We start from the raw sequence: 12,333 nt of genomic DNA, 5'->3' as shown, positions 1-12,333 counted from the left end.
CGGTATCAGACCGCCCTCATCAGCAGGGTCGCGGCGACCAGGAGTGCCGCACCGCCGAACATCGAGACCGCGTAGGAGCGGGCGAAGCCGTTCTGGAGCCGGCGCAGCCGCCCGGACAGACCGCCGAAGCCGGCCGCCGTGCCGTTCACGACGCCGTCGACCAGGGTGTGGTCGAGGTAGACCAGGGAGCGCGTCAGGTGCTCGCCGCCACGCACCAGGACCACGTGGTTGAAGTCGTCCTGGAGCAGGTCGCGGCGGGCCGCCCGGGTGAGCAGGGAGCCGCGCGGGGCGACGGCCGGGACAGGTTTGCGGCCGTACTGCGCCCAGGCGATGGCCACGCCGATCACGAGGCAGACCATCGTGGCCGCGGTGACCTCGCCGGCACTGACCGGGGAGTGGCCCTCGCTGTGCCCGGTGACCGGCTCCAGCCAGTGCAGGAAGCGGTCGCCGATGCTGAAGAAGCCACCGCCGAAGACCGAGCCGACGGCCAGCACGATCATCGGGATCGTCATGACCTTCGGGGACTCGTGCGGATGCGGCTCGGCGTGTTCGCCGCGGTGCTCGGCGGCGGGTTCGGCGCTCGGCGCCTCGGGCGAACGCGTCGCCTGGTTCTTCCAGCGCTCCTCGCCGAAGAACGTCATCAGCATCACCCGCGTCATGTAGAACGCGGTGATGGCCGCGCCCACCAGGGCCGCGCCGCCGAGGATCCAGCCCTCGGTGCCGCCCTTGGCGAAGGCCGCCTCGATGATCTTGTCCTTGGAGAAGAAGCCGGACAGGCCCGGGAAGCCGATGATGGCCAGGTAGCCGAGGCCGAAGGTGACGAAGGTGACCGGCATGTACTTCCTGAGGCCGCCGTACCTGCGCATGTCGACCTCGTCGTTCATGCCGTGCATCACGGAGCCCGCGCCGAGGAACAGCCCGGCCTTGAAGAAGCCGTGGGTCACCAGGTGCATGATCGCGAAGACGTAGCCGATGGGGCCGAGGCCCGCGGCGAGCACCATGTAGCCGATCTGCGACATGGTCGAGCCGGCCAGCGCCTTCTTGATGTCGTCCTTGGCGCAACCGACGATCGCACCGAAGAGCAGCGTGACCGTGCCCACCACGGTGACGACCAGCTGCGCGTCCGGCGCCGCGTCGAAGACGGCCGCCGAGCGGACGATCAGGTAGACGCCCGCGGTCACCATGGTCGCCGCGTGAATGAGGGCCGAGACCGGGGTCGGGCCCTCCATGGCGTCCCCGAGCCAGGACTGGAGCGGCACCTGGGCGGACTTGCCGCACGCGGCGAGCAGCAGCATCAGGCCGATCGCGGTGAGCTTGCCCTGGGAGGCTCCGTCGACGTGCCCGAACACCGGGCCGAAGGCGAAGGTGCCGAAGGTGGTGAACATCAGCATGATCGCGATCGACAGGCCCATGTCGCCGACGCGGTTGACCAGGAACGCCTTCTTGGCGGCCGTGGCGGCGCTGGGCTTGTGCTGCCAGAAGCCGATCAGCAGGTACGAGGCGAGGCCCACGCCCTCCCAGCCGACGTACAGCAGAAGGTAGTTGTCGGCGAGGACGAGCAGCAGCATCGCCGCGAGGAACAGGTTCAGATAACCGAAGAAGCGGCGGCGGCGCTCGTCGTGCTCCATGTACCCGACCGAGTACAGGTGGATCAGCGAGCCGACGCCGGTGATCAGCAGGACGAAGGTCATCGACAACTGGTCGAGGCGGAAGGTGACGTCCGCCTGGAAGCCCTCGACCGGGATCCAGGTCCACAGGTGCTGGATCAGGGTGCGGTGCTCGGCGTTCCTGCCGAGCAGGTCGGTGAACAGGATCAGGCCGAACACGAAGGACGCGGTCGACAGCAGGGTGCCGATCCAGTGGCCGACGCGGTCCAGGCGCCGGCCGCCGAGCAGGAGGACGGCCGCTCCGAGCAGGGGCGCCGCGATGAGCAGCGCGATCAGTTTCTCCACGATTCTCCCGACCCCTTACAGCTTCATCAGGCTGGCGTCGTCGACCGAGGCCGAGTGGCGGGCACGGAACAGCGACACGATGATCGCGAGACCCACCACGACCTCCGCGGCGGCGACGACCATCGTGAAGAAGGCGATGACCTGGCCGTCCAGGTTGCCGTGCAGCCGGGAGAAGGTGACGAACGCCAGGTTGCAGGCGTTCAGCATCAGCTCGATGCACATGAAGACCACGATGGCGTTGCGCCGGATCAGGACGCCGGTGGCGCCGATCGTGAACAACAGGCCCGCGAGGTACAGGTAGTTGACCGGGTTCACTTCGACGCCTCCTCGGGCCGCTTGAACGTCTCCGGTGCGATCGGCGTCCGCTCCAGGCGCTCCTTGGAGCGCTGTTCCAGCGCCCGCAGATCGTTGATGGCCTCCGTGGACACGTCCCGGATCTGGCCGCGTTCGCGCAGCGTCTTGCTGACGGTCAGCTCGGAGGGGGTGCCGTCGGGGAGCAGACCCGCGATGTCCACCGCGTTGTGCCGGGCGTAGACGCCCGGGGCGGGCAGCGGCGGCACGTACCTGCCCTCGCGGACGCGCTGTTCGGCCAGCTCGCGCTGGGTCCTGGCGCGCTCGGTGCGCTCGCGGTGGGTGAGCACCATGGCGCCGACGGCGGCCGTGATCAGCAGGGCGCCGGTGATCTCGAAGGCGAAGACGTACTTGGTGAAGATGAGGGCGGCGAGGCCCTCCACGTTGCCGTTCGCGTTCGCCTGGCCGGTGCCGGTGAAGTCCTTCAGGGAGGCGTTGGCGATCCCGGCGAACAGCAGCACGCCGAAGCCGACCCCGCACAGCAGGGCCAGCCAGCGCTGGCCCTTGATGGTCTCCTTCAGCGAGTCCGCGGCCGTGACGCCGACGAGCATCACCACGAACAGGAACAGCATCATGATCGCGCCCGTGTAGACGACGATCTGCACGATGCCCAGGAAGTAGGCGCCGTTGGCGAGGTAGAAGACCGCCAGGACGATCATGGTCCCGGCGAGGCTGAGGGCGCTGTGCACGGCCTTCCTCATGAGGACGGTGCACAGGGCGCCGATCACCGCGACGGTGCCGAGCACCCAGAACTGGAAGGCCTCGCCGGTGGAGGTCGTGTAGGCGGCGAGCTGCGCGCTCATGCGTCCACCTCCTGGTCCTCTTCCTTCTCCCCCTTGGAGACGGCGGCCTGGCGGACCGTGCCGGGGGCGGCCTGCGTGACCAGGCCCCGGTAGTAGTCCTCCTCGGTGGTGCCGGGGAAGATGGAGTGCGGCGTGTCGACCATGCCCTCTTCGAGGCCGGCCAGCAGCTGCTCCTTGGTGTAGATGAGGTTGGCGCGGCTGGAGTCGGCCAGTTCGAACTCGTTGGTCATCGTGAGCGCGCGCGTGGGGCACGCCTCGATGCACAGGCCGCACAGGATGCAGCGGGCGTAGTTGATCTGGTAGACGCGGCCGTAGCGCTCGCCCGGCGAGTAGCGTTCCTCGTCGGTGTTGTCGGCGCCCTCCACATAGATGGCGTCGGCGGGGCAGGCCCAGGCGCACAGCTCGCAGCCGACGCACTTCTCCAGGCCGTCCGGATGGCGGTTGAGCTGGTGCCGTCCGTGGAAACGCGGAGCGGTGGTCTTCTTCTGCTCCGGGTACTGCTCGGTCAGCCGCTTCTTGAACATGGCCTTGAAGGTCACGCCGAAGCCGGCCACGGGGTTCTGGAAACCGGGCTTGATCTCCTTGGGCTCCTCAGCCATCGGACGCCTCCTTTCCATCCGAAGATCCCTGTGACGATCCGTCACCGACAGTGTCGGTCCCACCACTGACAATCAGCTCCCGCTCCCGGCGCGGGCGGCGCCTGGGCACCGGCGGAAGCTCCTGTCCGGGCAGCGGCGGCACCGGGAACCCGCCCGCCATCGGGTCGAACCCGCCCTGCTCGGCCGCCGGTTGCCCGGCCGTCTGCGCCTTCTCGCGGAAGATGTCGACGACGAAGGAGATCAGCAGCAGGGCGAGCACACCGCCGCCCACGTAGAGGGCGATGTCGGCGAAGTCGTAGTGCTCGTTGCGCAGCGCCCGCACGGACGCGACGAGCATCAGCCAGGTCACCGAGACCGGGATGAGGACCTTCCAGCCGAGCTTCATCAGCTGGTCGTAGCGGACGCGGGGCAGGGTGCCGCGCAGCCAGATGAAGAAGAACAGCAGCAGCTGCACCTTGATGACGAACCAGAGCATCGGCCACCAGCCGTGGTTGGCGCCCGCCCAGAAGGTGCTGATCGGCCAGGGGGCCCGCCAGCCGCCGAGGAAGAGGGTGGTGGAGACGGCGGAGACCGTCACCATGTTCACGTACTCGGCGAGCATGAACATCGCGAACTTGATGGACGAGTACTCGGTGTTGAAGCCGCCCACCAGGTCACCCTCGGACTCCGGCATGTCGAAGGGGGCGCGGTTGGTCTCGCCGACCATGGTGACGATGTAGAGGAGGAAGGAGACCGGCAGCAGCAGGATGTACCAGCGGTCGTGCTGCTGGGCCACGATGGTCGACGTCGACATCGACCCCGAGTAGAGGAACACCGAGGCGAACGCGGCGCCCATGGCGATCTCGTAGGAGATCATCTGCGCGCACGAGCGCAGCCCGCCGAGGAGCGGATACGTCGATCCGGAACTCCAGCCGGCGAGGACGATGCCGTAGATGCCGACCGAGGCGACCGCGAGGATGTAGAGCATCGCGATCGGCAGGTCGGTGAGCTGCATCGTCGTACGGGTGCCGAAGATGGAGATCTCGTGGTCGGCGGGGCCGAACGGGATCACCGCGATCGCCATGAAGGCCGGGATGGCCGCCACGATCGGCGCGAGGACGTAGACGGCCTTGTCCGCTCGGCGGACGATCAGGTCCTCCTTGAGCATCAGTTTCACGCCGTCGGCGAGCGACTGGAGCATGCCCCAGGGGCCGTGCCGGTTGGGCCCGATGCGCAGCTGCATCCAGGCGACGACCTTGCGCTCCCAGACGATGGAGAACAGCACGGTCACCATCAGGAAGGCGAAGCAGAAGACGGCCTTGACGACGACCAGCCACCAGGGGTCGCGGCCGAACATCGAGAGGTCTTCAGCGGCGAGGTACGGGCTCATGCCTCCACCTCCTTGGGGGCCGTGTCGGCGGAGGCCGCCGGGCCGATGCGGACGAGGTTGCCGGGCTGTGCGCCGGTGTCGGAGGCGACGCCGCCGCCGACGGAGTTCAGCGGGAGCCAGACCACCCGGTCGGGCATCTCGGTGATCTGGAGCGGGAGTTCGACGGTTCCGGCGGGTCCGGTGACGGCGAGGCGAGCGCCGTCCTCGACACCCGCCTCGGCGGCCGTGGCGGCCGACAGCCGGGCGCGGGCGGCGTGCCGGGTTCCGGCCAGCGCCTCGTCGCCCTCCTGGAGGACGCCCTGGTCGAGCAGCAGCCGGTGGCCCGCGAGCACGGCCTCCCCGGCGGCCGGGCGGGGCACGGCACCCGCCGCCTCCCGGGGGTCGGCGGCGTACGGGCCGTTCCAGAGGCCGAGCCGGTCGATCTCCGCGCGGACGGTGCGCAGGTCCGGCAGGCCGAGGTGGATGTCCATCGCGTCGGCCAGCATGTGCAGCACGCGCGCGTCGGTCGGGGCCAGGCGGCGCGTCATCTGGTCCGGCTTGAGCGCGGCCTCGAAGAGGCGCACCCTGCCCTCCCAGTCGAGGAAGGTCCCGGCCTTCTCGGCGACCGCGGCGACCGGCAGGACGACGTCGGCGCGTTCGGTGACCTCGCTCGGCCGCAGTTCCAGCGAGACCAGGAAGCCGACCTGGTCCAGCGCCTCGCGGGCGCGGGCCGGGTCGGGCAGGCCGGCGACCTCGACGCCCGCGACCACCAGAGCCGCGAGGGCGCCGTCGGCCGCGGCCTCGACGATCCGCTCGGTGTCGCGGCCGTAGCCCGGCGGCAGCTCGGACAGGCCCCAGGCGGCGGCCACCTCGTCGCGGGCGCGCGGGTCGGTCGCGGGGCGGCCGCCCGGCAGCAGCGCGGGCAGCGCGCCGGCCTCCAGGGCGCCGCGCTCCCCGGCCCGGCGCGGGATCCACACCAGTCGGGCGCCGGTCGCGGTGGCGGCCCGTACCGCGGCCGTGAACCCGCCGGGGACCGAGGCCAGCCGTTCCCCTACGACGATGACGGCGCCCTCGCCGCGCAGCGCCTCGGCGGCCCGGGTGCCGGGCGCCTCCAGACCGACCCCGCTCGCGAGCGCGTCCAACCACTCGGTCTCGGTGCCGGGCGCGGCCGGCAGCAGGGTGCCGCCCGCCTTCTGAAGGCCCCGGGTGGCGTGCGTGGCCAGCGCGAACACCAGCTGCTTGTGGCTCCGCCACGCCTTGCGCAGCCGCAGGAAGACGCCGGGCGCCTCCTCCTCCGACTCGAATCCGACGAGCAGGACGGCGGGCGCCTTCTCCAGGGAGGTGTACGTGACCCCGCTGCCGTCCAGGTCACGCCCGCGGCCCGCGACCCGGGAGGCGAGGAAGGCCGCCTCCTCCGCGCTGTGCACGCGGGCGCGGAAATCGATGTCGTTCGTGCCGAGGGCCACCCGCGCGAACTTGCTGTACGCGTAGGCGTCCTCGACGGTGAGCCGGCCGCCGGTCAGGACGCCGGCCCGGGAGCGGGCCGCGGTCAGGCCGCGCGCGGCGGCCTCCAGCGCCTCCGGCCAGGACGCGGGCTCCAGGGTCCCCTCCGCGCTCCGCACCAGCGGGGTGTCGAGGCGGTCCTTGAGCTGCGCGTAACGGAACGCGAAGCGCCCCTTGTCACAGATCCACTCCTCGTTGACCTCGGGGTCGTTGGCGGCGAGTCGCCGCATGACCTTGCCGCGCCGGTGGTCGGTGCGGGTGGCGCAGCCGCCCGCGCAGTGCTCGCACACCGACGGCGAGGAGACCAGGTCGAACGGGCGGGAGCGGAAGCGGTAGGCCGCCGAGGTGAGCGCCCCGACCGGGCAGATCTGGATGGTGTTGCCGGAGAAGTACGACTCGAACGGGTCGCCCTCGCCGGTGCCGACCTGCTGGAGCGCGCCCCGCTCGATCAGCTCGATCATGGGGTCGCCCGCGATCTGGTGGGAGAAGCGGGTGCAGCGGGCGCACAGCACACAGCGCTCGCGGTCCAGCAGCACCTGGCTGGAGATCGCGACCGGCTTCTCGTAGGTGCGCTTGCGGCCCTCGAAGCGGGACTCGGCGTTGCCGTGCGACATGGCCTGGTTCTGCAGCGGGCACTCGCCGCCCTTGTCGCAGACCGGGCAGTCCAGCGGGTGGTTGATGAGCAGCAGCTCCATCACACCGTGCTGGGCCTTCTCGGCGACCGGCGAGGTCAGCTGGGTGCGCACCACCATGCCGTCGGTGCAGGTGATGGTGCAGGAGGCCATGGGCTTGCGCTGGCCCTCCACCTCCACGATGCACTGCCGGCAGGCGCCGGCCGGGGCGAGCAGCGGGTGGTCGCAGAAGCGGGGGATCTCGATGCCGAGCTGTTCGGCGGCCCGGATGACCAGAGTGCCCTTGGGCACGCTGATCCCGATGCCGTCGATCGTCAGCGTGACGAGGTCTTCCGGCGGGAGGGCCGCCTCTCCGCCACCCGCGGGAGCGTTGGTGGTCACGGTCATGCGTTCACCTCCGGGCGGTCCGCCCAGGCCGTCGACTTGGCCGGGTCGAAGGGGCAGCCCCGGCCCGTGATGTGCTGCTCGTACTCCTCGCGGAAGTACTTCAGCGAGGAGAAGATCGGGGAGGCCGCGCCGTCGCCGAGGGCGCAGAAGGACTTGCCGTTGATGTTGTCGGCGATGTCCGCGAGCTTGTCGAGGTCGGACCTGGCGCCCTTGCCGGCCTCGATGTCCCGCAGCAACTGCACCAGCCAGTACGTCCCTTCACGGCACGGGGTGCACTTGCCGCAGGACTCGTGGGCGTAGAACTCGGTCCAGCGGGTGACCGCGCGGACCACGCAGGTGGTCTCGTCGAAGCACTGCAGGGCCTTGGTGCCGAGCATCGAGCCCGCGGCGCCGACGCCCTCGTAGTCGAGGGGCACGTCGAGGTGTTCGGCGGTGAACATCGGCGTGGAGGAGCCGCCCGGCGTCCAGAACTTCAGCCGGTGGCCGGGGCGCATCCCGCCGCTCATCTCCAGCAGCTGGCGCAGGGTGACGCCGAGCGGGGCCTCGTACTGGCCGGGGCTCGCGACATGGCCGCTGAGCGAGTAGAGCGTGAAGCCCGGGGACTTCTCGCTGCCCATCGACCTGAACCATTCTTTCCCGTTCTTCAGGATCGCGGGAACCGAGGCGATGGACTCGACGTTGTTCACCACAGTGGGGCAGGCGTAGAGCCCCTCGACGGCGGGGAAGGGGGGACGCAGTCGCGGTTGGCCGCGGCGGCCTTCGAGCGAGTCGAGCAGCGCGGTCTCCTCGCCGCAGATGTACGCGCCGGCGCCGGCGTGCACGGTGAGGTCGAGGTCCATTCCGCTGCCGAGGATGTTCTCGCCGAGGTAGCCCGCCGCGTAGGCCTCGCGCACGGCCTCGTGCAACCGCCTCAGCACGGGAACCACTTCACCCCGGAGGTAGATGAAGGCATGCGAGGACCGGATGGCGTAGCACGCGATCACGATGCCCTCGACGAGGCTGTGCGGGTTCGCGTACAGGAGCGGGATGTCCTTGCAGGTGCCCGGCTCCGACTCGTCGGCGTTGACCACGAGATAGTGCGGTTTGCCGTCGCCCTGCGGGATGAACTGCCACTTCATCCCGGTCGGGAAGCCCGCGCCGCCGCGGCCGCGCAGGCCGGATTCCTTGACGTAGGCGATCAGGTCGTCGGGCGACATGGCGAGCGCCCTGCGGAGCCCCTCGTATCCTTCGTGCCGCCGGTAGACGTCCAGGGACCAGGAGCGGTCCTCGTCCCAGAAGGCCGACAGCACGGGTGCGAGCAGCTTCTCCGGGCTGGAGTCCTTGAGTTCGGCTGCCACGCTCATCACTCCCCCTCCTCTTCGGCCTGGCGGGAGGACGGCCCGTCCTGGGGTTCCTGGCCGCGGGGATGCACCACGCGCGCGGGTGCGGGCTCGCCCTTGGCGAGGCGCAGGCCCACCAGCGAGGCGGGTCCGGCGCTGCCGCCCTCCTCGACGGCTCCGGGCCGCTCGTCCGGGAAGCCGGCCAGGATCCGGGCGGTCTCCTTGAAGGTGCAGAGCCGGGCGCCGCGGGTGGGCTGTACGGCCCGTCCGGCGCGCAGGTCGTCCACCAGGTCCCGGGCGCTGGCGGGCGTCTGGTTGTCGAAGAACTCCCAGTTGACCATCACGACGGGCGCGAAGTCGCAGGCCGCGTTGCACTCGATGTGCTCCAGGGTGACCAGGCCGTCGTCGGTGGTCTCCCCGTTGCCGACGCCCAGGTGTTCCTGGAGCGCCTCGAAGATCGCGTCGCCGCCCATCACCGCGCACAGCGTGTTGGTGCACACCCCGACCTGGTAGTCGCCGGAGGGGCGGCGCCGGTACATGGTGTAGAAGGTGGCCACCGCGGTGACCTCGGCCGTGGTGAGGCCGAGCGTCTCCGCGCAGAACCGCATTCCGGTGCGCGTGACATGGCCCTCCTCGGACTGCACGAGGTGGAGCAGCGGCAGCAGCGCGGAGCGGGAGTCGGGGTAGCGCGCGATGACCTCGCGCGCGTCCGCCTCCAGGCGCTCCCGTACGTCGTCCGGGTAGGCGGGGGCGGGCGGTTCGGGCATGCCCAGGCTGACGCCGTGCTCCGAAGAAGAGGTGGTCACCGGTCGACGCCTCCCATCACGGGGTCGATGGACGCGACGGCGACGATCACGTCGGCGACCTGGCCGCCCTCGCACATCGCCGCCATGGCCTGAAGATTGGTGAAGGACGGGTCGCGGAAGTGGACCCGGTAGGGGCGGGTGCCGCCGTCGGACACGGCGTGCACGCCGAGCTCGCCCTTGGGGGACTCGACGGCCGCGTACGCCTGGCCGGGCGGGACCCGGAAGCCCTCGGTGACCAGCTTGAAGTGGTGGATCAGGGCCTCCATGGAGGTGCCCATGATCTTCTTGATGTGGTCGAGGGAGTTGCCGAGTCCGTCCGGGCCGAGGGCCAGCTGGGCGGGCCAGGCGATCTTCTTGTCGGCGACCATGACCGGTCCGGGTGCCAGCCGGTCCAGGCACTGCTCGATGATCCCGAGCGACTGGCGCATCTCCTCCAGGCGGATCAGGAAGCGGCCGTAGGCGTCGCAGCTGTCGGCGGTCGGGACCTCGAAGTCATAGGTCTCGTAGCCGCAGTACGGCTGGGACTTGCGCAGGTCGTGCGGCAGGCCGGTGGCGCGCAGGATCGGGCCGGTGGCGCCGAGGGCCATGCAGCCGGCCAGGTCGAGATAGCCGATGTCGCCCATGCGGGCCTTGAAGATGGGGTTCCCGGTGGCGAGCTTGTCGTACTCCGGGAGGTTTCGGCGCATCTTCTTGACGAACTCGCGGATCTGGTCGACCGCGCCGGGCGGCAGGTCCTGGGCGAGTCCGCCGGGGCGGATGTACGCGTGGTTCATCCGCAGGCCGGTGATCAGCTCGTAGAGGTCGAGAATCATTTCACGATCGCGGAAGCCGTAGATCATGATCGTGGTCGCGCCCAGCTCCATGCCGCCGGTGGCGATGCACACCAGGTGGGAGGAGAGCCGGTTCAGCTCCATCAGGAGCACCCGGATGATCGTGGCGCGCTCGGTGACGTCGTCCTCGATGCCGAGGAGTTTCTCGACGGCGAGACAGTAGGCGGTCTCGTTGAAGAAGGACGTCAGGTAGTCCATGCGCGTGACGAAGGTGGTGCCCTGCGTCCACGTGCGGTATTCGAGGTTCTTCTCGATGCCCGTGTGCAGGTAGCCGATGCCGCAGCGGGCCTCGGTGACCGTCTCGCCCTCGATCTCCAGGATGAGCCGGAGCACCCCGTGGGTGGAGGGGTGCTGGGGACCCATGTTGACGACGATGCGCTCGTCGTCGGCGCGGGCCGCGGACTGGACGACCTCGTCCCAGTCGCCACCGGTGACCGTGTAGACGGTGCCCTCGGTGGTTTCCCGGGAGGCTGCTGACTGGGTGCTGCTCACGAGTACGACCTCCGCTGGTCCGGAGCCGGGATCTGGGCGCCCTTGTACTCGACGGGGATGCCGCCGAGCGGGTAGTCCTTGCGCTGCGGGTGGCCCTGCCAGTCGTCCGGCATCATGATCCGCGTGAGGGCCGGGTGGCCGTCGAAGACGATTCCGAAGAAGTCGTAGGTCTCGCGCTCGTGCCAGTCGTTGGTGGGGTACACGGAGACCAGGGACGGGATGCGCGGGTCGGCGTCGGGGGCGCTGACCTCCAGCCGGATCAGCCGGTTGTGGGTGATCGAGCGCAGGTGGTAGACGGCGTGCAGCTCGCGGCCCTTGTCGTGCGGGTAGTGCACGCCGCTGACGCCGGTGCACAGCTCGAAGCGCAGGGCGGGGTCGTCGCGCAGGGTGCGGGCGACGCGGAGCAGGTGCTCGCGCTCGATGTGGAAGGTGAGTTCGCCGCGGTCGACGACCGTCTTCTCGATGGCGTTGTCCGGCAGCAGGCCCTGTTCCTCCAGGGCGCCCTCCAGCTCGTCGGCGACCTCGTCGAACCATCCCCCGTAGGGCCGGTTCGCCGGTCCGGGCAGGCGGATCGAGCGGACCAGGCCGCCGTAGCCGGAGGTGTCGCCGCCGTTGTCGGCGCCGAACATGCCGCGCTGGACGCGGATCTCCTCACCGCCCTGGCCGCGCTGGCCGGGGAGGTTGGAGGCGGAGAGGTCCTTCTCGGGGTTCACCCCGTTCGCTCCGCCGCCCTGGGTGCCGTTGGCGTCACTCACCGCAGCAGCCCCTTCATCTCGATGGTGGGCAGGGCCTTGAGCGCCGCCTCCTCCGCCTCGCGGGCCGCTTCCTCCGCGTTCACGCCGAGCTTGGAGGACTGGATCTTCTGGTGGAGCTTGAGGATCGCGTCCATCAGCATCTCGGGGCGGGGCGGGCAGCCGGGGAGGTAGATGTCGACCGGGACGATGTGGTCGACGCCCTGGACGATCGCGTAGTTGTTGAACATGCCGCCCGAGGAGGCGCAGACGCCCATGGAGATCACCCACTTGGGGTTGGGCATCTGGTCGTAGACCTGCCGCAGTACCGGCGCCATCTTCTGGCTGACCCGGCCGGCCACGATCATCAGGTCCGCCTGGCGCGGCGAGCCGCGGAACACCTCCATGCCGAAGCGCGCGAGGTCATAGCGGCCGGCGCCGGTGGTCATCATCTCGATGGCACAACAGGCCAGGCCGAAGGTCGCCGGGAAGACGGATGCCTTGCGCACCCAGCCCGCGGCCTGTTCGACGGTGGTCAGCAGGAAGCCGCTCGGCAGCTTTTCTTCGAGTCCCATGTCTT

Annotated in this window: 11 protein-coding genes; all 11 read right to left on the bottom strand. The window is 70.1% G+C overall.

Annotation, left to right across the window (positions count from 1 at the left end; translation table 11 throughout):
* Positions 1 to 5 precede the first annotated feature (5 nt).
* From nuoL to ACWDD7_RS18020, 11 genes are read right to left on the bottom strand one after another with little or no spacing between them, the layout of a single operon-like run.
* Entirely contained in the window at positions 6 to 1,952 is a 1,947-nt protein-coding gene (gene nuoL / locus ACWDD7_RS18070) for an NADH-quinone oxidoreductase subunit L (RefSeq protein WP_351864370.1), read from the bottom strand.
* A gap of 15 nt (positions 1,953 to 1,967) precedes the next feature.
* Positions 1,968 to 2,267, bottom strand: coding sequence for an NADH-quinone oxidoreductase subunit NuoK (nuoK, locus tag ACWDD7_RS18065; RefSeq protein ID WP_351864372.1), 300 nt, complete (start codon positions 2,265 to 2,267; stop codon positions 1,968 to 1,970).
* Positions 2,264 to 3,106 carry an NADH-quinone oxidoreductase subunit J gene (locus ACWDD7_RS18060; protein ID WP_351864375.1) on the bottom strand — a complete coding sequence of 281 codons (843 nt, stop codon included), beginning with the start codon at positions 3,104 to 3,106 and terminating at the stop codon, positions 2,264 to 2,266. Before ACWDD7_RS18060 ends, nuoK begins: the two co-directional genes overlap by 4 nt.
* Entirely contained in the window at positions 3,103 to 3,705 is a 603-nt protein-coding gene (nuoI, locus tag ACWDD7_RS18055; protein WP_351864378.1) for an NADH-quinone oxidoreductase subunit NuoI, read from the bottom strand. The genes ACWDD7_RS18060 and nuoI overlap by 4 nt, the downstream gene beginning before the upstream one ends.
* The gene (gene nuoH, locus ACWDD7_RS18050) at positions 3,698 to 5,074 is read right to left on the bottom strand and encodes an NADH-quinone oxidoreductase subunit NuoH (protein WP_351864380.1); all 1,377 of its coding nucleotides are present in this window, start codon (positions 5,072 to 5,074) and stop codon (positions 3,698 to 3,700) included. The genes nuoI and nuoH overlap by 8 nt, the downstream gene beginning before the upstream one ends.
* Complete coding sequence (locus tag ACWDD7_RS18045; RefSeq protein ID WP_450458006.1) at positions 5,071 to 7,575, bottom strand: NADH-quinone oxidoreductase subunit G; 2,505 nt, start codon at positions 7,573 to 7,575, stop codon at positions 5,071 to 5,073. Before ACWDD7_RS18045 ends, nuoH begins: the two co-directional genes overlap by 4 nt.
* Positions 7,572 to 8,921, bottom strand: a complete 1,350-nt coding sequence (gene nuoF, locus ACWDD7_RS18040; protein ID WP_450458005.1) for an NADH-quinone oxidoreductase subunit NuoF — start codon at positions 8,919 to 8,921, stop codon at positions 7,572 to 7,574. The genes ACWDD7_RS18045 and nuoF overlap by 4 nt, the downstream gene beginning before the upstream one ends.
* Complete coding sequence (gene nuoE / locus ACWDD7_RS18035; RefSeq protein ID WP_351864389.1) at positions 8,918 to 9,700, bottom strand: NADH-quinone oxidoreductase subunit NuoE; 783 nt, start codon at positions 9,698 to 9,700, stop codon at positions 8,918 to 8,920. The genes nuoF and nuoE overlap by 4 nt, the downstream gene beginning before the upstream one ends.
* On the bottom strand, positions 9,697 to 11,022 hold the full coding sequence (locus tag ACWDD7_RS18030) for an NADH-quinone oxidoreductase subunit D (RefSeq protein WP_351864392.1): 1,326 nt from the start codon (positions 11,020 to 11,022) through the stop codon (positions 9,697 to 9,699). The genes nuoE and ACWDD7_RS18030 overlap by 4 nt, the downstream gene beginning before the upstream one ends.
* Positions 11,019 to 11,777, bottom strand: a complete 759-nt coding sequence (locus ACWDD7_RS18025; protein ID WP_351864395.1) for an NADH-quinone oxidoreductase subunit C — start codon at positions 11,775 to 11,777, stop codon at positions 11,019 to 11,021. Before ACWDD7_RS18025 ends, ACWDD7_RS18030 begins: the two co-directional genes overlap by 4 nt.
* Positions 11,774 to 12,328, bottom strand: coding sequence for a NuoB/complex I 20 kDa subunit family protein (locus tag ACWDD7_RS18020; protein WP_007383964.1), 555 nt, complete (start codon positions 12,326 to 12,328; stop codon positions 11,774 to 11,776). Before ACWDD7_RS18020 ends, ACWDD7_RS18025 begins: the two co-directional genes overlap by 4 nt.
* Between the last annotated feature and the right edge of the window lie 5 nt (positions 12,329 to 12,333).

It is taken from the genome of Streptomyces sp. NPDC001056 (assembly GCF_053598955.1).
The sequence above is the reverse complement of the archived record's forward strand: the minus strand, read 5'-3'. Positions and strand labels throughout refer to the sequence as shown.